Raw genomic sequence first — 24,790 nt, 5'->3', positions numbered from 1 at the left:
GCTCCTCAACCGCTCCCACACCCGTTCACCTAGCTGACCAGTGTGCTCCGCAGTGGTTTCGGCGGCGAGTTGCTCCGGTGAAACTCACAGGGTGCGGCGTCAAGACCCGTTGTAGGCGTCTTCCAGCTCCGCAATATTGATCTTCTGCATCGCCAGCATGGCCTGCATGACCCGGCCAGACTTCTCCGCGTCGGGGTCAGTCAGGAGCTGCCCAAGGATGGGTGGGACGATCTGCCAGGACAACCCGTACTTGTCCTTCAACCAGCCGCACATGCTCGGCGCGCCGCCGTCGGCCGTCAGCCTGTTCCACAACTCGTCGATCTCGTCCTGCGTTGGTGCATCCACAGAGAACGAGACGGCTTCCGTGAATGTGAAGGCCGGTCCGCCGTTGAGTGCCTGGAAGGAAACGCCCTCCAGCACGAAGTTCACGACCAGCGCGGTACCAGCCGGCATGGGAGCACCGTCGCCGTAGCGCGAGATGTCGGTGATTGCGGAGTTCTTGAAGATGGACACGTAGTAGTTGGCGGCTTCCTCGGCCTGATCGTCGAACCACAGGCATGGAGTGATTTTCTGCACAGTGCGCTCCTGACGTTATTCCGGATGTCCATATTCGCCGATGAGCGGAACGAACGCCACACCGAGCACAGCGTCTTCTTCATAGCCGTCCTCCGTCCGTTCGACGACCATCAACTGTTGATGGCCGAACCGGCGCTCCACCGGTATGACCAGGCGCCCACCCACCGTGAGCTGTTCGATGAGCGGTCTCGGAACATCCGGACCCGACGCGGTGGCGAGGATGGCGTCGAAGGGCGCCTCGGCGGGCAGCCCTCGTGTGCCGTCCCCGACAACGATGTCTACGTTGGTCGCGCCGGAATCTGCCAACCTCGTTCGCGCAGCGTCTGCCAGCTCGGGATGCCGCTCAATGGTGTAAACCTGCGCGGCAAGGGCCCCGAGCACGGCCGCCGCATACCCGGAACCGGTGCCAATCTCGAGCACGCGCGCATCCGGGCCAATCCGAGCCTGCTCGGCCATGAACGCCACGATGTACGGCTGCGAGATGGTCTGTCCGCTCCCGATCGGCAGGGGGCGGTCGTCGTACGCGTAGTCCGTCTGGTCAGGCGGCACGAAGAGGTGGCGGGGAACCGTGCGCATGGCTTCCAGCACCCGACGGTCGCGGATGCCACGGGCAGCCAATTGGGTCTCGACCATCACATTGCGGCTGGCCTCGAATTCGTCCATGCCGAAGTCTTTCTCCCGTGCCTGAGAGTCCTATGGACGGGCCACAGGAACCGCGGGGCCCGGCATTCACGGGTGCAACTGCAACACCCGTGGCCGGGTCCTCATGGTTGTGGACGACGACGCAGGCTCAGCTAGGCGGTTCCTCCATGGTGCAGTAAATGGCGTGACTGAGCCCCTTACCGGTTTGGTGGTAGTAGTCGTAATCGGAAGCCGGCCATCCAATGACATCGTTGGCGGAATCGCCGCTGCCCGCCTTCAATACCAGCATCGTGTAGGTCAGGCCATACTGAGAAGGCAGCGAGAATGACGTGACACCGTCTGCGAACTCCACTTTCGTGCAGTCAGTTGTGGATGTCTCCCAATATGTTTCGTGGTTCATACTCGCGGATTCTGGGCTTGCGGCGACAGGCGCGCTGATGCCGACGGTCGCGATACAGGCAATGGCACTTGCCGCTAGTAGTTTCTTCATTTCCGTGCCCTTCTGTGGGGTAAGACGAAACCGAGAGGGCTGGGCCATCGGTTCAGGGCACTCGGTACCGTCCTAAGGGAAGCGTGGCGGTCGCCAAGTGAACACGGCCGTTTCCGGCCGGTTCATGAATCAGGTGAGGCGATGATAGCCCCACCCCCCGAACGGGGGCAATACTCAAAAGTTGACCGGCTACGAAAGCCGACTTCTAGCGCTCTCCGAACCCTGTACCTGTCGCTCAGGGCGCGCGTCCGAACGGCACCGCGACAGGCCCGGGCTCCGGGTCTATGAACGGACGGTCGATGACTTCGCGAACCAGCAGTTCGGCCAGCCAGTACGGTGCAAGTGAGCAGAGCTGGAGCAGCACCAGGGGCGCCAGCAGGGCGAAACCGTAGCTCAACCAGAGCAGGAGAACGTAACGGCGACCCCAGGCGATGGCTGCGATCGCCGGCAGCGCAACGCCGAGCAGCCAGAGCGGTGAGCCGAACGACAGCACGACGGAAGCGTAGATGACGGCGAGCCCGAGAACGGCCTGCAGAATCAATGCACAGGCGCGGGACCGGGCATAGAGCAAATAAGCCTCCACCGAGACCGTCGCCCACATCAGCCAGGAGCGGAGCAGCGGAACCTTCTGATGGCGCAACCCCACCCGGAACAGGCGATCATCTTCTTCCGCATGCGAGAACGCATCCGCCGACCCCAGCCGGCTGGTCACCCCACGGCGATGGTCATGCATGATGGCGGGAGCGCTCTGGCGGCCATACGACGCAATGAAGGCGCGAAACAGCCAGGGAACGGATGCCAGGTCCGTGCGATTGCCCTGCCCAGGGTGGGTGGCCGGGATGTGTGCGGGAACCCAATGGGTCTCGCTGGAGTCGACCTCGCGGAACCCGATCGGTCGAACCAATTGGAAGTAGTGGCCGGTGGCAGGTGCCTGCGTCAGCGGAATCACCCTGAGCGGTTCGCCACCCTCGTCAATGAACGGCATCCGAACTCCTAACCCGTCGTGCCGACGATGATAGCCCGGTCGGGGCACATCATTCGAGAACTAATCTTGTAAAACTAGTTTTCGCTGACTATTCTGGCTCCATGGCGAATCCCAGTTCCTCAGCGCGCAAGAACGTCCTCGGCCTTGCGGTGCTGTCTTATCTCACGCAGCGCCCAATGCACGCCTACGAGCTGTATCGGCAGCTGAAGGACAATGACGCGGCAAAGGCGTTCAAACTGAGCTACGGGGCTTTGTACGGCGTGGTGAAGCAGTTGCTCAATGCGGAGTTCATCGTGCCAGCCGGTACTGGTCGTACCGGCAACCTCCCGGAGCACACGATGTACGAACTGACGGATGCCGGTCGTGTCGAAACTCGAACCTGGTTGCGCGACCTCATCGAGAACCCTCCAGCCGAGTACCCATCGCTGGCTGCCGCGCTCTCCCTCGTGGCGATTCTGGAGGTGGATGACGCCGTCACCTCGCTGCGCCGCCGACAGGCAGGGAATAAGGCCGAAGCGGCGGCGCTTGCTGAGCAGATCGCAGCTACCGTCGCTGGCGGCGTGCATCCGATCTTCCTGGTCGAGGACGAGTATCGCATTGCCCTGCTCAAGGCCGAGAGCGAGTTCATCGGCTCCCTGATCCAGAAGATCGCCAGCCCCGAGTGGGCGTCGTCCGGGGAAGTGCCGCTGATCGATCCGGACATTCAGGAAAGGAATGCAACATGACCCAGGTGCGAACCGCACTCATAATCGGAGGCGGGATCGCCGGCCCGGCCACTGCGATCGCCCTGCAGAAGGCCGGCATCCGGGCGACGGTCTTCGAGGCGCGGCAGGAAACCGCAGCGGAGCGCGGAATCATGCTCACGCTCGCGACCAACGGCATCGACGCTCTCCGCGCCATAGACGCAGACTCCCGCCCCGCGGCGGTCGGCTTCCCGACGCCCGCGATCACACTCCGCTCCCACACCGGAATGGCGCTCGGGGTCGCACCGACGGGCGGGAGGCTGGCGGACGACACAATCAGCCGAACCGTGCAGCGGGAAGCCCTCGGCCGAGCGTTGAATGACGAAGCACTGGGTCGGGGCATCGTGATTCGGCATGGCAAACGACTTATAGCCGCTCACGTCACCCGGGATGGTGTGCGAGCAGAATTCGCCGACGGCACACTGGAGGAGGCCGATATCCTTATCGGCGCTGACGGCATCCACTCGACAGTCAGACGAATCATCGACCCGGATGCGCCGAAACCGTCTTACAGCGGACTACTCACCACCGGCGGGTACGCGCGCGGCGTCAAAGTATCGGCCGCGCCGGGAAGCTACGAAATGATCTTCGGCAAGCGGGCTTTCTTCGGCTACGCCACGGCACCAGACGGCGAAGTCTGGTGGTTCGTCAATGTTCCGCAACGACGCGAGCCGACACGCGGTGAACTGGAGTCGATCAGCACGGACGATTGGCGGAGCCGATTCACTGGTCTCTTTCGCGATGATGCCGGACCGGCACTCCAACTGATCGAGGCAACCGACGGGTTCGCCCCGATGACGGCTATTCACACGCTTCCGTCGCTGCCCCGGTGGCACTCCGACCGGATGATCGTGCTCGGCGATGCAGCCCACGCGCCATCCCCCACCTCCGGACAGGGTGCTTCGCTCTCGATCGAAGACGCCGTCGTGCTGGCCAAGACCCTTCGGGACGAAGAGTCGCCCCAGAAGGCTTTCGCCACGTTCGAGCGGGTCCGGCGTCCGCGCGTCGAGAAGATGGTCAAGGCGGCAGCGCGAATCAACAACAACAAGGCTCCCGGACCCCTCGGCCGCAGGCTGCGCGACGCGATCCTGCCGGTGGTGTTGCGGGCTACCGCAGACACCAAGAGCTCCCGCGAGATCTATGACCACCACCTCGACTGGGGGCAGCGCACAACCGTTGAAAGTCCGCTGCCGTGAGTCAGGGCCGTTCTTGGCGAACGAAAAAGCCCCGCAATCTCAAAGATTACGGGGCATCCGCGGTGGATCCAAGGGGACTCCGTCGATCGGGCTCCGCCCTCACTCCTCCTCGAATCACTGACACATTAAATGAAGAATGGCCCGACACTCCGTGCCGAGCCATTCCTTGTTTGGTGGATCCAAGGGGATTCGAACCCCTGACCCCCTGTTGGACGTCTTTAGTTCGAAAACCGGGGCAATTCGGGCTGAAGAGCCCGTGTTCATTGTCGTTTGCGGCGGTTAGCGTCCGGTGCGGCTCAGCCTGATTTCGCGTTGTTTCGCGTTGTTGTTGGTCTCAAGTACCGACGCAGTGCCCAGCTCCCCGGTGAGGAAGAGTCGCAGGAGGGTGTTCAGACTCGGTGGCTCTGACGGTGAGGTTGTGAGCGCCTATGAGCGTGACAGGCTTGCCCCGCCGACCTGGCCGGCTCTCGACACGTTCCACCCGTCGAGAAGCTCAACAACGCATTCGGCTGCGGAGCCGAACAGCTGAGCGGTGCGGGGCACACTGGTGTTGCGGACGATCAGGAACGCCGTCTCCCAGCTGCGCCCGAGACCTGCCGCGAGGTGATCCATTTGCGCCCACGACCGGAGCGGCCATTCACGGGAGCCATCGAAGTTCTGCGCCCAGGCGAACTGGAACGGTTCGGGCGCTGCCTCGGCAACGAGGGCAAGGTCAGGGGCCGCTAGATCGAGGACTACAGTCATGCCCAATATGTGCGCGGCAACCCGCCCGTGTATCCCATTGCACCGACAGACGATGCGACCGGGGCATCAATATGCTGTGATCTCTCGGTTCTTGGACTGGTGGTAACTAGTTGGGACCGCGGAACCAGGAAGACTAAGGCAGACCCGCCTGCCAGGCACGCCAGAGTTGCGCGTACCGTCCGTTTCGGTGCAGGAGTTCGTCGTGGCCGCCGAGTTCGCGGATCCTGCCTTTGTCCATGACGGCGATGCGATCCGCGTCCTGTGCGGTGGAGAGCCGGTGTGCGATGGTGATCACGGTGCGGCCCTTCAGCACTGACCGCAGCGATCGTTCGATGTCGCTTGCGGATCCGGGGGTGAGGAGGGATGTCGCTTCGTCGAGTACGACGGTCTGCGGGTTGGCGAGGAGCACGCGAGCGAGTGCGAGTTGTTGTGCATGCGCGCCCGAGAGCTCATTGTCTGCGCCGACGATCGTGTCGAGGCCGTCGGGAAGGTTGCCCAGCCAGTGCGCCCCGACAGCGCTTATCGCTTCGTGGAGTTCGTCACCGGTGGCGGTCGGTTGGGCGAGGAGAAGGTTGGTGCGGATGGTGTCGTGGAAGAGGTGCTGTTCCTGGGTGACGAGCGCGACGTGGGAGCGGCGGATTTCGGCGGGGAGAGTGGACGCTTCGATGCCGCCGAGGGTGACCGAGCCGGTGGTTGGTTCTTCGAAGCCGACCAGGAGACGGGCGAGGGGTCGACTTCCCTGCACCGGAGGCTCCGACGATGACGAGGTTCTCGCCGGGTTGGATGTCGATGTCGATCCCGTGGAGCACGGTTGGTCCGTGTTCATAGGCGAAGGAGACGCTCATGGCGGTGACGCCTGATCCGGATGGTGTTTCGGTCGCCTGTGTTGAGGTCGTGATGCCTGCGGCGGCGAGGCCTTCGACGCGGGCAAAGGATGCGATGCCGCTTTGCAGCGATTCGAGCCAGAGCAGGACGGTGTCGAACGGGGCGTCGATCTGGCACACGTACAGCAGGACCCCGATGAGCGAGCCGAGCGCTATGCCGTTGGTCCCGTACAGCCAGGCGGTCAAGATGACCGGACCTGTGAACATGCGCCGAAGCATTGCGGCCGATGCTGACCGGCTGCTCGAACGGTTCGGCGATCACGAAGGCAAGTCTCTTAGCCCTCGAACAGCTCGTAGCTGATAAGCAACGACACAATGAAGGCACCGATTCCGACTGCAACAGTCACAACGTCGTATCCTCCGGCGAGTCCCGGCCGCGGAAGGCCGGCCGCAGACACTCTTCAGCCTGGCTCACGCTGGCATTCATCTTGCCACCCAGTGCCGCACCCACGCGTGATCGTCAGTAGCGAGGTGTCGCAGCAGGCCAATCGGCGTTGACGGATTCATCGCCACCCAACTCCACACCTTCGCCTCAGTGGCAGGTGGCGAGGAACTGCAGGAGGTCCACCGGCGTTGAAGGATTCCCCGCCGCTCACCAGCCGAGATTTACACCACTTCACGGGACGTGACCCACAGATGTGGAAATCCTCCAAACGGCGCGGTGGCTCGATTGTGGCCCAGCGAGTGAGGGGGAACGAAATCGTCTCCCTAACCCGGTGATTCATTTACACGCGACTCGAGACCGAACTAACGTGCATGCTGACACTGTCGGCGAGCTCGGGTGAGTGTGCCGCCACGATCTGCCGCACACGCACCATCGCTGACTCCCCGAGGCCGTCGTAGACGCTCGTAAAGATGCGGCGGGCATCATCCCGAGGCCACTCCTCTGGCAGGAGGGACTGCGGAAGCTCGGGGTCGATGCTCGGCATCGTGCGCCATTCGTCCATCACGCGGGTTCGCGCGAGCAATGCCTCGGCCGGCGAAACAGTCCCGGCAGAGAGACGTTGTCTAATCGGCTCGATTCGCTCGATGAACTGCCGATACCGTTTGCGCACTTCCGTCAGATCCCACGCGTCAATCGGATGACCATACTCTGTGCCCGTGGCGCAATCACGGCCCACCAGTACTGTCGCAGCAGATACCTGCATCTTGTCGAGAACTGCCTTGACCTCATTGGCGAGCGGACGGGCCGAAACCCAGAGTCCGTCGTATAGGGGAGCAAAGCCAAGCCAGCGCAAGCGAATCCGAAGTTGGTGCCGGATGCTGCGCTGATTCTCCGGCACAGAGAACGCCACGTAGGTCCACTGCCCATCCCACTCACGTGGCTCGGTGCCGAACGACAGAATGCGGTCCAGTCCGGTGATCAACATCTGGCGAGCATGAGGGGTCAGCTCGTAGAAAGTTCTTCGCCCTGACTTCGTCGACAGGAGCATGCCGCGCGCAGATAGTCGACTCAACGCGGCACGGGCGCTAGCAGTGCTGACTCCAAATTCACCGAGGAGATCGACCAACGCTCCCGATGGAACCACCGCTCCGTCCGCGATCCAGTAGTCGCCGAGCAGGGTGAGAAGCAGATGCTGAGGATGCTGTCCATTTGCCGACATGGCCCCTGTTTCTCCCATGGTGGAGCCCGAGTGATCCTGCACATCATCTTCGATTAGCACGAACAGAGCATATCGAGATTGAGCCCGCCTAGAACGCGAGGTGCTACTAAACGCTTCGCTGAAACACGAACATGCCGGGCATCGCGTCATCCGTTACCGCCGATTCGTGCAGCATCACGAATGCTAGTTAGTTGACTATCAGATGAACGGTCGTTACTCTTCGTGAAGCCCAGTGATTTGCTTTCGCGGGGAACGCACCACCCGCACGGCGCCTATCAATGGAGATACACGACATGTCCCTTCACGTCCCACTCGTGCACACCGCATCAGATTTGAGCGGCACCGCATCGAACCCCGGGTTCATCGCGTCAGGGCGCGGAGAAGCAGCATGATCCGCACGGCAACGAAGGCACACTCCGGCTCGGCTGGTTCCAACCCGGCCGACGCGACGCTTCCCCCCGTCGTCGAGGTCAGCCGGTTGCGCAAGCACTTCAAACGCGAAGACGGCACCATCGTCACGGCGATCGACAACGTCTCGTTTCAGGTGAGCCCGGGCGAGTTCATCGTGCTTCTCGGCCCCAGCGGCTGCGGAAAGACGACACTGCTCCGCGCCATCGCGGGACTCGAAACTCCCGACGAAGGCCAGATCGACATCTCCGGCCGCACTTGCTTCGATCACGAGCGCGGCATCGCAGAGCCACCGGAACGCCGTGGCATCAGCATGATCTTCCAGTCATACGCTCTGTGGCCACACATGACGGTTTTCAAGAACATCGCGTACCCGCTCTACAGCCGAAAGGGACGCCGCATCTCGAAGGAAGAGGTGGCCCGTCGGGTGCGCGCCGCACTCACCCAGGTGGGTATTCCCGAGCTTGAGGCGCAGTACCCCGGCCAGATGAGTGGCGGCCAGCAGCAACGCGTGGCTCTCGCGCGCGCCCTCGTCAACAACGATGAACTCATTCTCTTTGACGAGCCGCTCTCCAATGTCGATGCGAAAGTGCGCGAGCAACTGCGCCTCGAGCTCGTTTCAATGCAGCGAGAGCTCGGATTCTCGGCTCTCTTCGTGACGCACGATCAGACAGAAGCCATGGAGCTGGCCACGCGCATCGCTGTCGTCGACGCGGGTCGCATCGCCCAGTTCGGCACTCCCCAGGAGATCTACGCCAAGCCCGCCACACGGTACGTCGCCAAGTTCATCGGAGCTATCAACGAAGTTGAGGGGGTCGTCGCCGAGATCGGCTCCAGCCACCTGGTGCTCGACACCGCGCACGGACGGCTGAGCTCAAACGATCTCAGTGCCGGGCTTCGTGTCGGCGATCAAGCCGTCGCCCTCTGGCGCCCTGAACAGGGAACGCTGAGCACCACCGAGCCCTCCATCGCCAACCGGTGGCAGGTCACGGTCGAGGCCTCGATGTTTGTAGGGTCCCACACCGAATACCTCGTGCACTCCGGCGACATGAAGGCACGACTGTGGAGCCCCCGCTACGAGAACTTCGCGCCTAAAACCGAGAGCTGGGTGGGAGTTCCCGCCGAGGATATCCGGGTCTTGCCGGCTCACGATGCCACGCCCGCTGTGCCGGACCCGATCCGATGACACATACCGTCTCGACTCCGGCGTCGCCCTCGATGCTGACCACGCCGCCGCGGAAACCGGCGCGGCGTGGACCGCGCTGGCGCGGAAAATCGTTCAGCCTCTTCGACACGGTGACGATTGTTATCGGGCTTCTTCTCGTAGGCATCGTTGTGATCCCACTGGGCCGGGTTCTCATTGGCATGTTCTGGGTCGGAGGCGCCTTCACCATCGAGCCGATCATGCGCACCCTCGCGTTGCCAGACCTCGGCTCGCTCATTCTCAACACCCTCATCGTGGTTGCCGGCAGCACCATCGTGGCACTGGTGATCGGTGTCGGCCTCGCCTGGCTGAATGAGCGGACAGACGCTCGAATGGGCCCCCTCAGCGACGCTCTCCCCCTATTGCCGTTTCTGTTGCCCCCCGTCGCCGGCGCTGTGGGCTGGACAATGCTCCTCGCGCCTCGCGCCGGACTGCTCAACGCCTGGGGCCGCGAGGTGCTCGGCTTCTTCGGCATCCATCTTGAGACCGGGCCCTTCGATATCAACTCGTGGTACGGCCTCATCATGGTCTTCGCGTTCTACGCGGTGCCCTTCATCTATATGAACGCAGCGGCAAGCCTGCGTAACTTCGATGCGAGCCTCGAGGAAGCCTCCCGTCTGAGCGGTGCCGGCGCGCTGCGCACCCTCTTCAAGGTGACTCTCCCTGCCGTGGCACCCGGCATCGGAGCCGGACTCCTGCTGTGCGTCTGGTTCGGCTTCGGCATGTTCTCAATCCCATCCATCATCGGCACGCCTGCCGGTATCGATGTGCTCTCGGTACGAATCGTGAAGCTCCTCACCTTCACTTACCCGCCCGACACCGATGTCGCTGTCGGGCTGAGCGGATTCGTGGTGCTCTTCGTGGGCTTCGCCTACATGCTCCAGGTGCGCATCTTGCGCAAGGGCCGCTTCGCGACAATGAGTGGCAAAGGCTCCCGCTCGGTGACGACCAGGCTCGGCGGCTGGAAGTGGCCCCTGCGCCTGGTCATGCTCGGTTACGTCATAACCTCGACGCTGCTGCCGATGCTCGCTCTCGTACTGGTCTCCCTCAACGGATACTGGACGCCCAAGATTGGTTGGGACAGCCTCAGCTTCGACGCCCTCCGGGTTGCCGTTATCGACGACTTCCTCACCCGGCAGGCGCTCATCAACAGTCTGGGTCTGGGCATCGGGGGCGGGCTCATCGGAATCGTCGCAGCCGCACTCGTCGCGCTCTATGTCGCACGCAAGCGCACTGCGTTCGCCCGCATGCTCGACCTGGGCATCAAGATGCCCGCGGCCGTCTCGAACATGGTGATCGCGGTCGGGATACTGCTCCTCCTCGCTGCCGCCCCCTTCCACCTCTCGGGCACCCTGTTGATCCTGCTGATCGGCTACCTCGCCCTCTATCTACCCCAAGCATCCATTGCAGCGGATGCCGCGGTCAGCGGGGTGGGCAAGGAGCTGCCCGAGGCGTCCGCAGTGTCAGGGGCAAACCCTTTCCGCACCTTCTACCGCATTCAGTTGCCTCTCATGATCCCCGGCCTCGTGGCGGGGTGGGCCCTGCTCTTCATCCGCATGGTCGGAGACCTCACGGCCTCGGCGATCCTCGCGGGCACCGGCAACCCGGTCGTCGGGTTCCGCATCCTGGAAGTATTCAACGGCGGCTCGTATGCGCTGCTCGCCTCGCTCTCGACGGTGCTTGTGATCATCACGGGCACGGTGTTGACCCTGGTGCTGGCCTACACCCGACACAAGTCCAAATTCGGCATCACGACGAAGGTAGGCTGACGTGGAGGTGATCCTGCTCGGAACGAAGGGGGGCCCTCGGCTCTCGGGCACTCATTGCGGTCCGGGGCAGGTCGTCATTCACGGCGACCGCGTCGTACTGATCGACGCCGGTCAAGGGGTGCCGCAGCAGCTCATGAGGGCAGGCATCGACCCTTCAGACCTCACCGATATCCTTATCACTCACCACCACTCCGACCACAATGTGAGTCTCGGCAGCGTGGTCATGGCGGCCTGGGCGCACGGCAAGTCGACCCCACTCCGGGTCTACGGCCCCAGACCGCTGCGGCACCTCACCGAGCACAGCATCGAAGCCAATAGCTACGACATCGAGATTCGCATCGCCGACGAGGGTCGGCATGACCTCCGGAACCTCATCGAGGTAACCGAGCTCGATGGCAGCGAATCGGGGATCGAGCTGGGCGGCCTCCGGCTGAGCACCACCCTCGTCGACCACCCCCCGGTGTTTCCCGCGCTCGGGTACCGACTCGACTCCCCTGAAGGCTATTCAGTAGTGGTCTCGGGCGACACCGCCCCCAGCCGCAACCTGATCGCACTTGCTCAGCACGCCGATCTGTTGATTCACGAGGTCATCCATCCCGACCTCATCAGGCCCCTCGCCGAGATGCGCATGAACACTGACTGGGACAAACTCAAGGCCCACCTTCTCAACTCGCACACCAGCATCTACGACATCGGCGAGGTTGCTGCCTCGTCGAAGTCGGCCGCACTGGTGCTGAGCCACAAGGTTCCTGGCATCGGCTTCGACGAATCCGACTGGCTCGGACCGATCCGCCGCCACTACGACGGAACGGTCATCCTGGGCCAAGACCTGATGCGCTTCACCCTTCCCTTCACCCCGACCACCCAGTAACAGCCAAATCATCACACAAGGAGGCAATCAATGAAGATCCGCAAATCAGCACTAGCCGCAGGATTCATCGCTGCGGCACTCATGCTCGGCGGGTGCAGCGCTGGCACCCCCGACTCGCCAACATCCGGGGACACCACGAGCAATGACGACCCAGCGCTGCAGGAACTCATCGACGCGGCCAAGGCCGAAGGTACGCTAACCCTCTACGGCATCCCCGACGAGCGGGTCCTTCGTGCGCTCGGCTCGGCGTTTACCGAGAAGTACGGCATCGCCGTCAACACGCTGCGTCTCGTCTCATCCGACCTCTCGCAACGCTACTCTTCCGAGGCCTCCGCCGGGGCAATCGTTGCCGACGCGATCCTGCTGACCCACTCCCCCTTCTTCGCGGACGCCCTTGATAAGGGTTGGCTCACCTCGTTGACGGATGCAGAGATTCCTGGGTTCCCGGCCGACTTCCCCAGCGAATACATCGAGAACGATGGTGCGACCGCCATCGTCAGCATGGTTCCGACACAGCTCGTTTACAACACCGACAATGTCACGACCGAGCCGACCAGCTGGGAGGAGTACGCGAAGCCCAAGTACGAGGGCAAGCTTCTCTTTGCCGAGCCGGCCAGTTCGCCTGCGAACCTCGCATTCTGGTCGCTCATGCTCGACACCTATGGCGAGGATTTTCTCTCCGGGATCGCCGACAACAAGCCCACTTGGATGAATAGCGCCGTCAATACCACTCAAGGTGTCGCGGCCGGCGAGGGCGACCTCGCGCACCCCGGCGTGTTGGCCATCGTTGAGACGCTCAAGGCATCGGGCGCCCCCGTTGAGGCCGCCCTGCTCGGGCCGACAACCGGTCCCGAGATCGCCCTCGGTCTCTCCGCCGACAGCCCTCACCCGAATGCCGCAAAGCTCTTCGCGCACTACGTTTTGACGAAGGAAGGCAGCGACGTGCTCTCGGAGGAGTCGGGAGCCTCTTCGCCTTACGGCAAGAACATGGTCGACGGCTGGGTGCGTCCGACCCCGATCGCCGATAAGGTCAAGACCACAATCAACACCCTCCTCGGCGTCGGCTAGACCCACGCCAGGGTTGGCCGGGCCTCACTCGAGATCCGGCCAACCCGACCTGGCCGCCACCGCCACCGCCACCGCCACCGCACACAATATCCGCCACGAGGGAGTCCACTGTGACCTGTCCATTTTCCGCCGCCGCTGCCGACGACGTGACAGAAGAGGGTCGGCGTGCCGATCACGACTTTGACCCGGTACGAGCCGACGAGACATTCACGAGCGCCCATGAGGAGTTTCACGAGCTCCGCGCGAAATGCCCGGTGGCCCGCAGTCAGGAATATGGTGGGTTCTGGGCCGCCCTCGGCTACGACGAGGTGCTCAGTGTCATCACTGACATCGATCATTTCACCACCTCAAAGCAGAACGCGATTCCCAAGTTCACCTTCACTGGCGTGCGCCCACCCCTCCACCTCGACCCGCCAGAGCACAACGAGTACCGCCGTGTCATCAACAAGGCCTTTACCCCACCCAGGATGAGAGCCCTCGAGGAGAGCGTGCGTAGTTCCGCCGCGGCCCTTCTCGATCCCCTGATGGGAGCCGGCTGGGTCGATGTGTGCATGCAATACGCCCACCGCTTCCCCGCCTATGTCTTCGCCGACTTCTTCAACCTGGATGTCGAAACATCCGAACTGATCAAGTCGGTCACCGGCACCTACGTCGACGCCATCCAGATTCTCGACCACGACGTCGTCAAGAGCCTCAGCGCCAAGCTCTATGAGATCGCCCAAACGATCATCGATGACCGCGTCGCCGGCCGCTATGACCCGGAAGAGGACCTCACCGCCGCCCTCCTTGCAGCCCGCCCCGACGGACAGCCTCTCCCCGAGGCCATGATCCTCGGCTGCGTGAGACAACTCATCGTTACCGGCATGGTCGCCCCCAGCGTCTTCATTGGCAACATGTTCGTTCATCTCAGTCGAGACCCACAACTCCAGGACCAGCTCCGCGACGACCCCTCCCTCATCCCTGCCGCCATCGAAGAGTTCCTGCGCCTCTACTCCCCCTACCGCGGCATGGCCCGCACCGCCCGAGAAGACGTCATGCTCGGCGGCCAACTCATCCGCAAAGACGACCCCATCGCACTGGTCTATACCTCCGCCAACCGCGACGAATCCGTCTTTCCCCAGGGCGAGGAATTCCTACTCAACCGCCCCAACATTGCCAAACACATCTCCTTCGGCCGCGGCACCCACAGCTGCCCCGGCGCGCCCCTCGCCCGCATGATGATGCGCATCACCCTCGAAGAAGCCCTCGCCCGCAGCACCAGCTTCACCGCGGGAGGCGACCCCGAAATGGCTATATGGGCCGAATGGGGCACCCGCTCTATGCCTGTTGACTTCGTCCGCGCCTGAATATCCTGACCGTCAATCACCCCAAAAGACGCTTCGCCAACACCACGATCTGTGCGCTAGCTCGGAGGACTCCATGAACGCACCCCGTCAGGATCACGAACGCAGCGACGACTTCGATGCTCGTGCCCCCGAGACCTTCGACAGCCCGCACGAGATGTACCGAGAGATGCGCTCGAAGTGCCCAGTTGCCCACTCCAACGAGTATGGCGGTTTCTGGGCACTCACCGGCTTCGATGATGTCGCGGCCGCGGCCAAGGATTCCGAGCTCTTCATCTCCTCGGTCAAGGCCGTCGTACCGAGCGACCCCCGTGGCATCCGGCGGCCACCGCTCAACTTCGATGCCCCCGCGCATAACCCCTTTCGCCGCGCACTCGACCGCACGCTTCATCATTCGCGGCTGGAGCGAATCGCGCCACGCCTGCGCGAACACGCAGCCCGCGAGATCACTCCGTTCATCGACGCCGGCACGAGCGACATCTGCCAAGGCTTCGGCACGATCTACCCCGCGTTTACCGCAGCCGAGTGGCTCAACCTCGACATCCCGGACGTCTACAAGCTGGCCGACGTTGCCAGTACCTGGGTGGACGCTTGGCGCAAACAAGACGGCGAACTCGTCACCTCCAAGAGCAACGAAATGTATGACATGGCCCGCGCTCTCGTCGCCGACCGCAAAGCAAACCCTCGTGACCCGGAGCTAGACCCTGCGAGCTCTCTCTTGAGCGAGCGAGTCGATGGCGAGCCGCTCGAGGAAGAGCTTGTGGTGGGAGCACTGCGTCAATCGCTCGTAGTGGGCATGGTCGCACCGCCCATCCTCTTCGGCGGCATCTGCATCCACCTCGCGCGTGACCCCGAGCTGCAGGACCGTCTTCGCGCGAATCCGCATCTCCTCCCGGCGGCGATCGAGGAATTCGTGCGGCTGTACACGCCCTACCGCGGCTTCGCCCGCACCGTGAGCGAGCCTGTCGAGTTGCACGGGCGCACGATCAACCCTGGCGAACCGGTCACGCTGGTTTACGCTTCGGCCAATCGCGACGAGCGCATGTTCCCCAACCCCGACGAGTTCATCCTCGACCGCGAGAACATCATGCAGCACCTCGGCTTCGGCCGGGGCCGCCACCGCTGTGTCGGCATGGCCCTCGCTCGCCTCAGCCTGCGCATCGGCCTGGAGGAGCTGCTCGCCCGCACCACCTCCATTGAACTCGCGGGAGAGATAGAAACTACGCGCATGCCCGAAGTCGGCGCCCAGGCAGTGCCCCTCCGGGTAACAGCGGCGTGACCACCGGGCCTCGCGCTTGGTCTGATAATAGATCGGACGAGCTATCGCCCCAGGCTGGTTCGACTCCTCACCTATTGTCGAGGGTGAGGCAACGAAAAAACCACCCTTCGCTCAACCAACCACTTTCGTGGTGTCACGGGAAGTGTGATGCGTGGCGAGCCTGGCTAGCTCCGGATCGACCGCCGCGATAATCTTCCGAAAACGTATCTCAGCTGTCTCCCCCAGATGGTCATAAATCTGGATGAAGACCGATCTCGCGTGCTCCCTCGGCCAGTCTTCGGGCAAGAGCGACAGTGGCAGCTCTGGGTCTTCGACGCGAAATGAGAGCCACTCGCTCATTAGGGTAGTGCGCAGTACTAACGCCTCAGAGGCCGCCATCCGACCCGAACGTGCCCACTCGATGGTGTGCTCGTGCCGCTCAATAAACTCGCGGTACGCGGTGGCCAGAGTCGACAACTCGAACACATCCCCAAACGAGTAAGCCTCGCCGCGTCGTGGTAATAGTTCCGCCCGCATCACCGCGGCCGACTCAACCCCCAGACGGTCGAGCAACCCTTCTGCTTGCACGGCACGATCATGTGGTGAAATCCAGATCGCGTCGTTGAGTAGGCCAAATTTCAGGGTACGGAGTCCGTTTCGCAGCAAGCGACGCACATCCCGATCTCGCTCGGGGACCGAAAACGATACGACGGTCCACTTCTCGTCCCATTCGACGAATCCACTGCCGAAGCCCATGGCACGAACCAGACGCGTTGAGGTCGCCTCGGTAATCCGCGGCGGCACACCGTAGTAGGTGGCACGCCCGATCTTCTCGTGCACCAGGAGTCCCCGTGCCGCGAGCCGCCGCATTGCCTGCCTCGCGCTGCTCTCGGAGGCGCCAAACTCGGCCAGCAACTCAACGAGGGCGGTCGAAGGAATCAGCGCCTTCTGCCCCGTCCAATAATCGCCCAGCAGAGTGATCAGGAGATGTTGCGGCTCAGCGCCGGAATGCGCCCGCGGTAGCCGCGAGCCAGCCGATAGCGCAAGCTCTTCACTCATTTGACACCCTGCCTTCATTATACGATTCCCCGTAGAGTACCGCTCAGAGCACGCGCTCCTGGAGCCACCGCGCCACGGTGCCGCGGAACTCATCCACGTCGTAGCTGCTGCTGTCTGCGTTGTCAGCGTGCACCTCGATGACGGGGATACCCGCCGCCTCCAACGCACGCGTGGTCGCCCAGTTTCCCCGTGGGTCGTCCGAAACCAGATGCACGACCCCGTCGACGCCGTGACGCCGCGCCTCATTGACGTACCACTCGGCAGACATCGGCGGAACGTAGAGGTGCTCGTGAAAGCCCACGAACCGGGAGGCAAGCGCCCGCAGCGGGTCATCACCGTAGCGCGCGTAACCGTCGGCAGCTATCGCCAAATACATCGACCAGACGAAGACCGCGCCATGTTCCTGCTCGAAGTGCCGGTAGAAGTTGAGGTCGAACCACAACCCGCGCCCGATCCACATCAAGCGGGCTCTCTCCGGCTCCGCGAGCGAGCGCCCCTCGGCGACTCGCTGTTCTACCTCCTCGAACAGCGACTTGGCAGCATCCCGCCCCCATTCAGTCCCGCGGTGCCACTGCGGCACCATCACGGCCGGGATGCTGTCGTTGACGCTGATGGGACACGGTGTAGTTGCCGCGATCAGGTTGCGGGTGCGTTTGTTCCACTCCGCCTGCTCATTTCCCAGCGCCATAATCTCGGCCAGCCGACCCCAGTCCATCGAGCGGCCGGTCTCCTTCTCAAGGAGTTCGATGAGCCCCTCGATTTCACCGACCATGAGGTCGATTCGTTCGGTGCCGATGAGGCGCTCCCACTCGTGGGGCAATTCCTCCCACCACTGGCCTTCCATCGCGTTCTCAGACGAGCTCTCGAGGGGATAGAAGGTGGTGCCCGGCTGCTCCCCCCAGATGTCGAACACCTTGCGGGAGGTGTCTCCCGTGAGCTCGCTCAGCACCAGGAATGGCTGAGGCAGGCCGCCCCATGGTGCAGTCTGGGGGTCGGTGTCGAAGGCCGATCCCAGGCCGATCGCGTTGTACTGTTCCGAGTCACGGGGGTAGCCCCGCTCGGCGATCAGTTCGAGGTATCGCTGCGCACCCTGCTTCGACGCGGCGATCGACGACCACCACTGGTTGACGACGTAGGGAACATCAAAGGCACGCAAGATCTCGTGGGGTGTATCGGCGTTGACCAGGGAGACCTGACCGCCGCAAGCCGCGTGGGATTGCACCCCCGCGAACCACTCCGCCTGATACCGGAGTGCCGCGCGCGCTGATTCGAGCCGGTCTCCAGTGGGCTTGGTCATGATGCAAGGTCCTTGTCTGTCTGGGGTTCTAGAGCGGCGGCGGCCGCTTCACTACCGATCAGGCCGTACATCTGCCTGTGCGCGGCGAGGGCCGGGATGGTAAGGGCTGCCGCCTGCGCGGGGAAGTCCCAGAGCGGAGCCTCGTCCTTCTCGCGGGAGTAGCTAAGCAGCACACCGGCAACCGCACGAGTGGTTGCGGTCACGGCGTACTGTGCCCGCTCCTGCGCTGAGGCCCGCTGGGCGGTGGGCCCATTACTCTGGTATCGCCGGGCGAGCGCGTCGAGGCTATCGCCCGCGACGTTGATCCCGATAGTCAGTTCACCCCAGTCGTGGTCTTCGCTCACGATTACTGCACCACCGTCTTCGATCGCCCGATACACAGCATCGGAGTCATGGTTGCTTCCGCTCACAAAAACTCGCGTGCCCTCGTGAGTGGGGAGGGTTTCGGCACCGTCAACGAGTGCCTGGAGGAGTGTGCGGTAGCGCTGTGCGGGCAAGCGCGTACCCGCAACGATGATCGCCAGGGCCTCTGCACCAGTCAGCCGTGCAGGCACGGCATGGCGCAGTGCCATAACCGCTCGCTGTGCGTCTCTCGTCTCGTTGACCTCTTTGATCGCGTCGGCCAGTGAGGCATCGGTCACCGGGCATCCAGTCCACTCCCCGAGCGCGTCGGCACACTGGTTAAGGCGCACGATGTTGTAGCGGGTGGTCGTGGGCCGAGGAAGGTGCAGGATGTCGAGTAGGTAGACGGCAGGGAGCGGAGTCTGTGGCTCAACCCGTTGAATCTCCCGCAGCACATAGAAGAGCCGCTGGGAGGCATCGCAATCGCTCGAGACCACGATGGCGCGCAGACCAGCAAAGTGACCCGCCAAGATGCCGGCCAGGATGGAACGCGTCGCCGGATCGAGGCCGGTTCCCAGGTAGCGGTCTGCCGCATCCGTATTCCATTCGGGGTTGCCGCGGAGCCGCAGCGGACGAGCACCCGCAGCGAGTATCAACTCGGCCGGGACGTCCTGCCCCACATAGCCGATGACGGGGCGCGCGCCGTTGGATAGGGCGGCCCGGTCGGCGTAGGCCGCTACCAGCTCACCGAGTGCCGCGCTGGCCGCTGATATTTTCGACATGACGTCTCCCTTGTTCGTTCTCTCTTCACTGCTGCTCATGCTGTCGCCGCGCCCCGCCCCAGACCTCGTTGTGGCCGCACGACTGTCACATAGACGAGAATCGAGCAGAGCAGGCAGGCCACAGCTCCGAAGGCCAACGACATCTGGCCCGAAAATGCGTCGGTGACTGCCCCCGCTATGAGCGCGCCGATGGGGGCAACCCCCACATTGCCGAGGGTGACGAGTGACATGACCCGTCCGATCGCGTGTGCGGGGGCGGCATTCTGGGCCGCGCTGTTAAGCACGCCGTTATAGAAACCCAGACCCAATCCCAATAGTGGCGCGGCGACAAGAAAGAAGACGAGGCTCGGCGCCGCGGCATTGACGACCAGCACGGTGGCAAACGCGAGACACGCCGGCACGAGCGTGGCAATGTGGACGATACGAAAACGGGCCAGGATGAGCCCGCCCGCGATTGCGCCGACGGCGTTGAGCGCGTGGGCTGCTCCCAGCGCCCCGGCATCCCCGCCAAAGCTGAGAGTGACGATGGAGGTCAACGTCACGTTCATGCTCATCGCCGCGATAGTGACGATGACGTTGACGAGGAGCAGAATGGCCAGCGGCCGATTGCTCCGCAGCTGCTTGACCGTTGCCCACGTCGATACCCTCTCCCCTGTAAGCCGCGGGCGGATAAAGAGGCTGCCGGGACGGATGAGGAGAAGGGCGATCAGAGCGCAGAGGTAGGTGGCCGCATTCACCAAAAGGCACGCGACCGGCCCGAAGGCGAGAAAAGCGAAGCCGGCCAAGCCGGGCCCGATGGAACGCGCAGCCGAGACGTAGACAGTGCTGAGAACGACGGCGTTCTGCAGCATGCCCGCGCCAACCAACTCATAGATGAGCGCTTGCGCGGCGACCCGCTCGAAGGCATGAACGACGCCGGAGACAGCAATGAGGCCGTAGATCAGGGGCAGCGACGGGGCATCGCCCGACACCGCGAGCGCAAGCCCGAGCGTCACCACCGTCGCAACGCTTGAGGTTACGAGAAGGATGGTGCGGGGCCGCAGCGTGTCGGCAATCCTACCCGCGATGCCTGCAAAGAGTGCGATCGGGCCAAACTGCGCAACCGTGACGAGGGCTAAGGCGCTCGCGCTCCCCGTAACATTCAGGACCAGCAGCGATATCGCGAGATTCTGAAACCACGTGCCCGTGTTTGAGACGAGCTGTCCGAAGAAATAGAGGGAGAAGTTGGGCAGTCTGAGCGCCCCCAGCGCGGCCGGCCGCTCGTTCATGTCCCATCGCCATCAGCCCGCGCGCGTTCACAAGACACCTGAGCCTCGTATCTTGGCGATCTTTTCCGTGCTGTATCCCAGGAGCTCAGCCAGCACAGTGTCCGTGTTCTCACCCAGGCTCGGGGCCGGTTCGGTCAGAGAGGTTGTGCTGGCCGAAAACCGGATGGGTACCCCGGTGCCGTAGAGGTCATCGACCGCGCCAAAAGTCGGATGGATGAGGGGAACGACTTCTTCGCGCTGCAGCACGAGCGGATCCCGTACCGCATCGGCGGTGCTTCGCACCGGTGCAGAAGGAACACCCTGCGCCTCCAGCCGCTGGACCGCTTCGACTACGGTGAGGTGCTGTGCCCACTGGGCGATCATGGCGTGAAGCTCAGACGAATGCGCCACACGTCCGTCTCTCTGGGCGAAGCGCGGGTCGCCTACGAGCGCGGACAGTCCGATCGCTCGGAGCGCGCCGTGGGCGAACTCATCAGTTGGGGCGCATAAGGCGAACCATCCGTCGCTCGTGGCGAAGGTACCGAAAGGTGCGAGCCGGGGAACAAAGTCGCCGGTGCGCATCGGCAGGCCGATCTTCTCGAACGCATCGAAAGGTTCACACGCGACGAGCGAGGTGAGCGCACCCAGCATCGACACATCAACCTGCTGGCCTTCGCCGGTCTTGTCGGCGTGCACGACCGCTGCGAGGGTTCCGATGACGGCGAAGAGCGGAGCCACGAGATCCCCGACGGGAAGCCCGAAACGAATCGGACCGTCACCGGGGCTGCCGGCGGTCATCATGACGCCGCTGAGGGCCTGGATGATGGTGTCCATGGCCTTACCGGTGCCGGGGCTCCCCTGCGCCCCGAAACCGCTGATCGAGGTGTAGACGAGTTTGGGGTTGAGCTCGCGCACGCTCTCGTAGTCGATGCCAAGTCGCTTGGTGACCCCGGCGCTGTAATTCTCGACGACGATGTCGGCCTTGGCCACGAGGTCGAAGAAGACAGCTCTGCTGTCGGGATGCTTCATATTGAGCGTCATGCTCTGCTTGTTGCGCCCTCGCAGCATCATCGAGACCGACATGTCGTCGTCGCTCGTTCGCACGACACTCAACCCCTCCGCGGTCACATAGGGCGAGTTGTTGCGCGAGCTGTCGCCTCCGCGGGAGGGGTTCTCGACCTTGATAACGCGAGCGCCGAGCCCGGCCAGCAACAGCGTGGCGTAGGGACCCGCCAGGGCCGTGGTCAGATCAATGACGATCTTGCCCCCGAGGGGTTGTGAGCCGTTCATCGTTTCTCCGTTCCACGGGCAGCCGGGGCCGCCTCGAGTCGCACTTCGTTGGTTTCCCAGCGAAAGACTGTGTCGAGGCCGACCTCGCGAGTGATCTCCTCGATATAGTCGGCTACCCGCCGGCCATCGGCGTCGTCTGTGAGGGGAATGGGGCGGGCGTCCTGATCGATCCAGCACGGAATCAAGCTGGCCGAAACCTCACCTCTCGCATCGAAGCGCAGCACCGCGATTGCGGTGTTCCGACTTTCGGGGTGGAAGGCGTACGTCGGCATGGTCGGGTCGGGACTGAAGCCGAAGAGCTTCTTGCGGCGCTTCGCCCACGCCTGGCGTTCCGGCGAATTATCATCACCGCTCGAGAGCGCCATGGTGACCGTCACGAAGTTGCCGAGGCCGTGAAAGATCGGCTTGCCCTTGTAGATTTCGATTCCGCGCATGATGTGGGCGTGATGGGCGATGACGGCGGATGCCCCGCTGTCGATGGCCGCGCGCGACACCTCATACTCGTACGCAGCGATCTCCGCCGGCAGGTGACCGATGCCCTTGTGCAGCGCCACGATCACGATGTCGACGTCGTCCGCGAGAGAACGGATGTCCGAGCGCATCGCCTCGAGGCTCGCCGGGTCGCAGAACGAATAAATCGAGGGAGGCCCTCCGGGATTCGCGCTGTCGAGCTCGTAGTGCGTGAGCACCTTCACGAAGGCGGCACCGGGCTTCTTCGACGTCGCCCACGACTCCTTCGGCCCCACGCAGTTGTAGTTGAGCACGCCGATGCGGTGCCCGCCGCGCTCAACGATGGCGGGGGTGCGGGCCTCGGTCAGCGTCATCCCCGCGCCCGTCGTGAGCATGCCCAGTTCATTGCTGAACTTGATCGTCTCCGCGATGCCCTGGGGGCCGCAATCGTAGACGTGGTTACCTGCGAGCGTCGCGATCGCGAAGCCCGCATCCGCCGCCGCTTTCAGATTCTCGGGGTCGGCGGGCGGCGCGGGCACGTCTACACTGGCCGATTCGGTCGAGTACGTGTGCGGCACCTCTATCTGCCCGATCGCGAGATCGGCAGAGCGCAACAGGTCACGGCTCGGCTCGAAGAAGAACGGCGCGTTCGGCTCGTCGAGCACGAGGTCCCCGACGGCCATGATCGTGATGGGTGAAGTCATGACTGCGCACCCTGCTCTCCGTCGGCCTGGTCTTTGCCGGTCTTTTCTCCGCCGGCCTGCTCTGAATACCGCGAGAGAAAGCTCCGCAACCTGTCGGTCTTCGGCCTGGCGAAGAACTCGAATGCCTCGCCTTCCTCAACGACGACACCCTGCGCCATGAAGACGCAGCGGTCGGCGACATCGCGGGCAAAGTTCATCTCGTGGGTCACGACGACCATCGTGATGCCCGTCTCCGCCAGGTCCTTCATGACGGTGAGAACCTCGTCAACGAGTTCGGGGTCGAGGGAACTCGTCGGCTCGTCGAACAGCAGCACCCGCGGGCGGGGCGCCACCGCGCGGGCGATCGCAACCCGCTGCTGCTGACCTCCGCTGAGCTGGCGTGGGTGCGCATCCGCCTTGTCTACGAGGCCAACCCTCTCGAGCAGGTGCATGGCACGCTCACGTGCCTCTGCCGGGCTCTGCCCGTGCACCTTGATGGGCGCCTCGGTGATATTGCGCAGCACCGTCCAGTGCGGAAACAGGTTGAACTGCTGAAAGACCATGCCCATCTGGCGACGCTGACGCTCGATCGCCCGATCGGGCAGGGGGCGCACAGTGCCTTTCACGCTTTCGTATCCGAGCAGCGTTCCGTCGAGGTACATGGCGCCGCCGTCGATCGACTGCAGCTGGTGGATACAGCGTACGAGCGTCGACTTGCCAGACCCTGACGGGCCGAGGATTGCGACGACGTCACCCTCGTTCACGGTGAGGTCGACGCCGTTGAGCGCCAGATTGTCGCCGAACTGCTTCGTGATTCCGCGGATGTCGAGCACCGCGGGCTTCTCACTCGGGGTCATACTTTGCTTCCGATCACGGTGATTGACTTGGTCATGGGCTTCGTCGCGACGCCGGGGCGGTCGTAGCCGCGCCCGAAGTAGCGTTCGAGTCTGCGCTGGCCCATCGTCAGGAGGGTGACGACGACGAGGTACCAGATGATGGCGACGAGCAGCATGGGAACGATCTGGTACGTCTGGTTGTAGATCGTCTGCACCGAGTGCAGCAGGTCGCCCATCGCGATGACGCTCACGAGCGATGTGCCCTTGAGCAGGCCGATGAACTGGCTACCGGTAGGCGGGATGATCACGCGCATCGACTGGGGCAGTACAACCTTCCAGAACGTCTGCGTGCGCGAGAATCCGAGCGCGCTCGACGCGTCGCGCTGACCGGAATCGACCGACAGGATGCCCGAACGCACGATCTCGGCCATGTAGGCGGCCTCGTGCAGGCTCAGGCCGATGATCGCGGCCACGAGAGGCGTGATGAGGTCGTTCGACGACCACGAGAAGAACTCGGGCCCGAACGGTATTCCGATCGCGATGCGGGGCACGAGATACGCGAGATTGAACCAGAAGATCAGCTGCACGAGTGGCGGGATGCCGCGAAAGATTCCAACATACAGCTGGCACACCCAGCGAATGGGGCCGAAATCGCTCAACTGGCCAGCCGCCAACAGGGTGCCGAGAAGGGAGCCGATGACCATGCCGACGATCGTGAGAAACAGCGACATGCCGAGCCCCGTGAGCACGTTTGGATTGAACAGGTACTCCCCAACGACATCCCACCGCAGCCGCTCGTTGGTGATGAGGAAGATCGCCACCTGGGCGAGCACCACCAGGATGATGAGGGCAATCGCGATGCGTCCCGGCCGCAGCCGTGGCCTCGCATCGGCAATGTCAACCGCCGGGGTGGAGGGGTTGGGCGCCTGCTCCACTGTCGTTGTGGTCATGATGTGATCTCCTGCTGGGCTACGGCGCCACCGGTGACCGGTGGCGCCTTGACTGAATCGGAGGGGAGG

General features: G+C 63.4%; 24 protein-coding genes. 9 read left to right on the top strand and 15 right to left on the bottom strand.

Annotated features, from left to right (window positions below; genetic code table 11):
- Window positions 1-99: 99 nt before the first annotated feature.
- From ACX3O0_RS03355 to ACX3O0_RS03340, 4 genes are all read right to left on the bottom strand, one after another.
- Window positions 100-576, bottom strand: a complete 477-nt coding sequence (locus ACX3O0_RS03355; RefSeq protein WP_459090969.1) for a VOC family protein — start codon at window positions 574-576, stop codon at window positions 100-102.
- A gap of 15 nt (window positions 577-591) precedes the next feature.
- The gene (locus ACX3O0_RS03350) at window positions 592-1,239 is read right to left on the bottom strand and encodes a protein-L-isoaspartate(D-aspartate) O-methyltransferase (protein WP_459090967.1); all 648 of its coding nucleotides are present in this window, start codon (window positions 1,237-1,239) and stop codon (window positions 592-594) included.
- Between the two features lie 127 nt (window positions 1,240-1,366).
- Window positions 1,367-1,708 carry a hypothetical protein gene (locus tag ACX3O0_RS03345; protein ID WP_459090965.1) on the bottom strand — a complete coding sequence of 114 codons (342 nt, stop codon included), beginning with the start codon at window positions 1,706-1,708 and terminating at the stop codon, window positions 1,367-1,369.
- Window positions 1,709-1,943: 235 nt separating this feature from the next.
- On the bottom strand, window positions 1,944-2,693 hold the full coding sequence (locus ACX3O0_RS03340; RefSeq protein ID WP_459106803.1) for a DUF1353 domain-containing protein: 750 nt from the start codon (window positions 2,691-2,693) through the stop codon (window positions 1,944-1,946).
- A 101-nt stretch (window positions 2,694-2,794) separates the two neighbouring features.
- Here ACX3O0_RS03340 and ACX3O0_RS03335 point away from each other — a divergent pair, with 101 nt between their 5' ends.
- Window positions 2,795-3,418: a PadR family transcriptional regulator gene (locus ACX3O0_RS03335; protein WP_459106802.1), complete on the top strand. Its 624-nt coding sequence runs from the start codon at window positions 2,795-2,797 to the stop codon at window positions 3,416-3,418.
- On the top strand, window positions 3,415-4,632 hold the full coding sequence (locus ACX3O0_RS03330; protein WP_459106801.1) for an FAD-dependent oxidoreductase: 1,218 nt from the start codon (window positions 3,415-3,417) through the stop codon (window positions 4,630-4,632). The genes ACX3O0_RS03335 and ACX3O0_RS03330 overlap by 4 nt, the downstream gene beginning before the upstream one ends.
- A 426-nt stretch (window positions 4,633-5,058) precedes the next feature.
- Here the strand turns inward: ACX3O0_RS03330 and ACX3O0_RS03325 are convergent, their stop codons facing one another.
- Window positions 5,059-5,376 carry a hypothetical protein gene (locus tag ACX3O0_RS03325; protein WP_459106800.1) on the bottom strand — a complete coding sequence of 106 codons (318 nt, stop codon included), beginning with the start codon at window positions 5,374-5,376 and terminating at the stop codon, window positions 5,059-5,061.
- A 133-nt stretch (window positions 5,377-5,509) separates the two neighbouring features.
- Window positions 5,510-6,202, bottom strand: a complete 693-nt coding sequence (locus tag ACX3O0_RS03320) for an ATP-binding cassette domain-containing protein (protein ID WP_459106799.1) — start codon at window positions 6,200-6,202, stop codon at window positions 5,510-5,512.
- Between the two features lie 17 nt (window positions 6,203-6,219).
- Between ACX3O0_RS03320 and ACX3O0_RS03315 the strand changes: the two genes are divergently transcribed.
- On the top strand, window positions 6,220-6,561 hold the full coding sequence (locus ACX3O0_RS03315; RefSeq protein WP_459106798.1) for a hypothetical protein: 342 nt from the start codon (window positions 6,220-6,222) through the stop codon (window positions 6,559-6,561).
- A gap of 424 nt (window positions 6,562-6,985) precedes the next feature.
- Here the strand turns inward: ACX3O0_RS03315 and ACX3O0_RS03310 are convergent, their stop codons facing one another.
- Window positions 6,986-7,924, bottom strand: coding sequence for a PaaX family transcriptional regulator (locus tag ACX3O0_RS03310; RefSeq protein WP_459106797.1), 939 nt, complete (start codon window positions 7,922-7,924; stop codon window positions 6,986-6,988).
- 328 nt (window positions 7,925-8,252) lie between these two features.
- On the opposite strand from ACX3O0_RS03310, the gene ACX3O0_RS03305 reads away from it, so the two are divergent.
- From ACX3O0_RS03305 to ACX3O0_RS03280, 6 genes are all read left to right on the top strand, one after another.
- Complete coding sequence (locus ACX3O0_RS03305) at window positions 8,253-9,458, top strand: ABC transporter ATP-binding protein (RefSeq protein ID WP_459106796.1); 1,206 nt, start codon at window positions 8,253-8,255, stop codon at window positions 9,456-9,458.
- Window positions 9,455-11,245, top strand: a complete 1,791-nt coding sequence (locus ACX3O0_RS03300) for an ABC transporter permease (protein WP_459106795.1) — start codon at window positions 9,455-9,457, stop codon at window positions 11,243-11,245. The genes ACX3O0_RS03305 and ACX3O0_RS03300 overlap by 4 nt, the downstream gene beginning before the upstream one ends.
- 1 nt (window position 11,246) lies before the next feature.
- Window positions 11,247-12,116, top strand: coding sequence for an MBL fold metallo-hydrolase (locus tag ACX3O0_RS03295; protein ID WP_459106794.1), 870 nt, complete (start codon window positions 11,247-11,249; stop codon window positions 12,114-12,116).
- A gap of 30 nt (window positions 12,117-12,146) precedes the next feature.
- Window positions 12,147-13,184 (top strand): ABC transporter substrate-binding protein, encoded by a 1,038-nt coding sequence (locus ACX3O0_RS03290; protein WP_459106793.1) that lies wholly within the window; start codon window positions 12,147-12,149, stop codon window positions 13,182-13,184.
- 110 nt (window positions 13,185-13,294) lie between these two features.
- A complete protein-coding gene (locus ACX3O0_RS03285) occupies window positions 13,295-14,530 on the top strand; it encodes a cytochrome P450 (RefSeq protein ID WP_459106792.1) in 1,236 nt (411 codons plus the stop codon).
- A gap of 73 nt (window positions 14,531-14,603) precedes the next feature.
- A complete protein-coding gene (locus ACX3O0_RS03280) occupies window positions 14,604-15,806 on the top strand; it encodes a cytochrome P450 (RefSeq protein ID WP_459106791.1) in 1,203 nt (400 codons plus the stop codon).
- Window positions 15,807-15,917: 111 nt separating this feature from the next.
- Here the strand turns inward: ACX3O0_RS03280 and ACX3O0_RS03275 are convergent, their stop codons facing one another.
- From ACX3O0_RS03275 to ACX3O0_RS03240, 8 genes are read right to left on the bottom strand one after another with little or no spacing between them, the layout of a single operon-like run.
- The gene (locus ACX3O0_RS03275) at window positions 15,918-16,844 is read right to left on the bottom strand and encodes a PaaX family transcriptional regulator (protein WP_459106790.1); all 927 of its coding nucleotides are present in this window, start codon (window positions 16,842-16,844) and stop codon (window positions 15,918-15,920) included.
- Between the two features lie 43 nt (window positions 16,845-16,887).
- Complete coding sequence (locus ACX3O0_RS03270; RefSeq protein ID WP_459106789.1) at window positions 16,888-18,141, bottom strand: 2-hydroxyacyl-CoA dehydratase; 1,254 nt, start codon at window positions 18,139-18,141, stop codon at window positions 16,888-16,890.
- Complete coding sequence (locus ACX3O0_RS03265) at window positions 18,138-19,265, bottom strand: 2-hydroxyacyl-CoA dehydratase subunit D (RefSeq protein ID WP_459106788.1); 1,128 nt, start codon at window positions 19,263-19,265, stop codon at window positions 18,138-18,140. The genes ACX3O0_RS03270 and ACX3O0_RS03265 overlap by 4 nt, the downstream gene beginning before the upstream one ends.
- A gap of 35 nt (window positions 19,266-19,300) precedes the next feature.
- Complete coding sequence (locus ACX3O0_RS03260) at window positions 19,301-20,533, bottom strand: MFS transporter (RefSeq protein WP_459106787.1); 1,233 nt, start codon at window positions 20,531-20,533, stop codon at window positions 19,301-19,303.
- A 27-nt stretch (window positions 20,534-20,560) separates the two neighbouring features.
- Entirely contained in the window at window positions 20,561-21,802 is a 1,242-nt protein-coding gene (locus ACX3O0_RS03255; RefSeq protein ID WP_459106786.1) for a CaiB/BaiF CoA transferase family protein, read from the bottom strand.
- The gene (locus ACX3O0_RS03250; RefSeq protein WP_459106785.1) at window positions 21,799-22,956 is read right to left on the bottom strand and encodes a CapA family protein; all 1,158 of its coding nucleotides are present in this window, start codon (window positions 22,954-22,956) and stop codon (window positions 21,799-21,801) included. Before ACX3O0_RS03250 ends, ACX3O0_RS03255 begins: the two co-directional genes overlap by 4 nt.
- On the bottom strand, window positions 22,953-23,792 hold the full coding sequence (locus ACX3O0_RS03245; RefSeq protein ID WP_459106784.1) for an amino acid ABC transporter ATP-binding protein: 840 nt from the start codon (window positions 23,790-23,792) through the stop codon (window positions 22,953-22,955). Before ACX3O0_RS03245 ends, ACX3O0_RS03250 begins: the two co-directional genes overlap by 4 nt.
- Complete coding sequence (locus ACX3O0_RS03240) at window positions 23,789-24,721, bottom strand: amino acid ABC transporter permease (RefSeq protein ID WP_459106783.1); 933 nt, start codon at window positions 24,719-24,721, stop codon at window positions 23,789-23,791. The genes ACX3O0_RS03245 and ACX3O0_RS03240 overlap by 4 nt, the downstream gene beginning before the upstream one ends.
- Window positions 24,722-24,790 lie beyond the last annotated feature (69 nt).

It is taken from the genome of Homoserinimonas sp. A447 (genome assembly GCF_054489325.1).
This window is presented reverse-complemented; position numbering and strand designations above follow the sequence as displayed.

What these genes read in the sequence shown, in the direction of transcription:
- ACX3O0_RS03350 (WP_459090967.1), bottom strand. Translation starts at nt 1,239, where the DNA reads ATGGACGAATTCGAGGCCAGCCGCAATGTGATGGTCGAGACCCAATTG.
- ACX3O0_RS03345 (WP_459090965.1), bottom strand. Translation starts at nt 1,708, where the DNA reads ATGAAGAAACTACTAGCGGCAAGTGCCATTGCCTGTATCGCGACCGTC.
- ACX3O0_RS03340 (WP_459106803.1), bottom strand. Translation starts at nt 2,693, where the DNA reads ATGCCGTTCATTGACGAGGGTGGCGAACCGCTCAGGGTGATTCCGCTG.
- ACX3O0_RS03335 (WP_459106802.1), top strand. Translation starts at nt 2,795, where the DNA reads ATGGCGAATCCCAGTTCCTCAGCGCGCAAGAACGTCCTCGGCCTTGCG.
- ACX3O0_RS03330 (WP_459106801.1), top strand. Translation starts at nt 3,415, where the DNA reads ATGACCCAGGTGCGAACCGCACTCATAATCGGAGGCGGGATCGCCGGC.
- ACX3O0_RS03325 (WP_459106800.1), bottom strand. Translation starts at nt 5,376, where the DNA reads ATGACTGTAGTCCTCGATCTAGCGGCCCCTGACCTTGCCCTCGTTGCC.
- ACX3O0_RS03320 (WP_459106799.1), bottom strand. Translation starts at nt 6,202, where the DNA reads ATGAACACGGACCAACCGTGCTCCACGGGATCGACATCGACATCCAAC.
- ACX3O0_RS03315 (WP_459106798.1), top strand. Translation starts at nt 6,220, where the DNA reads ATGGCGGTGACGCCTGATCCGGATGGTGTTTCGGTCGCCTGTGTTGAG.
- ACX3O0_RS03305 (WP_459106796.1), top strand. Translation starts at nt 8,253, where the DNA reads ATGATCCGCACGGCAACGAAGGCACACTCCGGCTCGGCTGGTTCCAAC.
- ACX3O0_RS03300 (WP_459106795.1), top strand. Translation starts at nt 9,455, where the DNA reads ATGACACATACCGTCTCGACTCCGGCGTCGCCCTCGATGCTGACCACG.
- ACX3O0_RS03290 (WP_459106793.1), top strand. Translation starts at nt 12,147, where the DNA reads ATGAAGATCCGCAAATCAGCACTAGCCGCAGGATTCATCGCTGCGGCA.
- ACX3O0_RS03280 (WP_459106791.1), top strand. Translation starts at nt 14,604, where the DNA reads ATGAACGCACCCCGTCAGGATCACGAACGCAGCGACGACTTCGATGCT.
- ACX3O0_RS03275 (WP_459106790.1), bottom strand. Translation starts at nt 16,844, where the DNA reads ATGAGTGAAGAGCTTGCGCTATCGGCTGGCTCGCGGCTACCGCGGGCG.
- ACX3O0_RS03270 (WP_459106789.1), bottom strand. Translation starts at nt 18,141, where the DNA reads ATGACCAAGCCCACTGGAGACCGGCTCGAATCAGCGCGCGCGGCACTC.
- ACX3O0_RS03265 (WP_459106788.1), bottom strand. Translation starts at nt 19,265, where the DNA reads ATGTCGAAAATATCAGCGGCCAGCGCGGCACTCGGTGAGCTGGTAGCG.
- ACX3O0_RS03260 (WP_459106787.1), bottom strand. Translation starts at nt 20,533, where the DNA reads ATGAACGAGCGGCCGGCCGCGCTGGGGGCGCTCAGACTGCCCAACTTC.
- ACX3O0_RS03255 (WP_459106786.1), bottom strand. Translation starts at nt 21,802, where the DNA reads ATGAACGGCTCACAACCCCTCGGGGGCAAGATCGTCATTGATCTGACC.
- ACX3O0_RS03250 (WP_459106785.1), bottom strand. Translation starts at nt 22,956, where the DNA reads ATGACTTCACCCATCACGATCATGGCCGTCGGGGACCTCGTGCTCGAC.
- ACX3O0_RS03245 (WP_459106784.1), bottom strand. Translation starts at nt 23,792, where the DNA reads ATGACCCCGAGTGAGAAGCCCGCGGTGCTCGACATCCGCGGAATCACG.
- ACX3O0_RS03240 (WP_459106783.1), bottom strand. Translation starts at nt 24,721, where the DNA reads ATGACCACAACGACAGTGGAGCAGGCGCCCAACCCCTCCACCCCGGCG.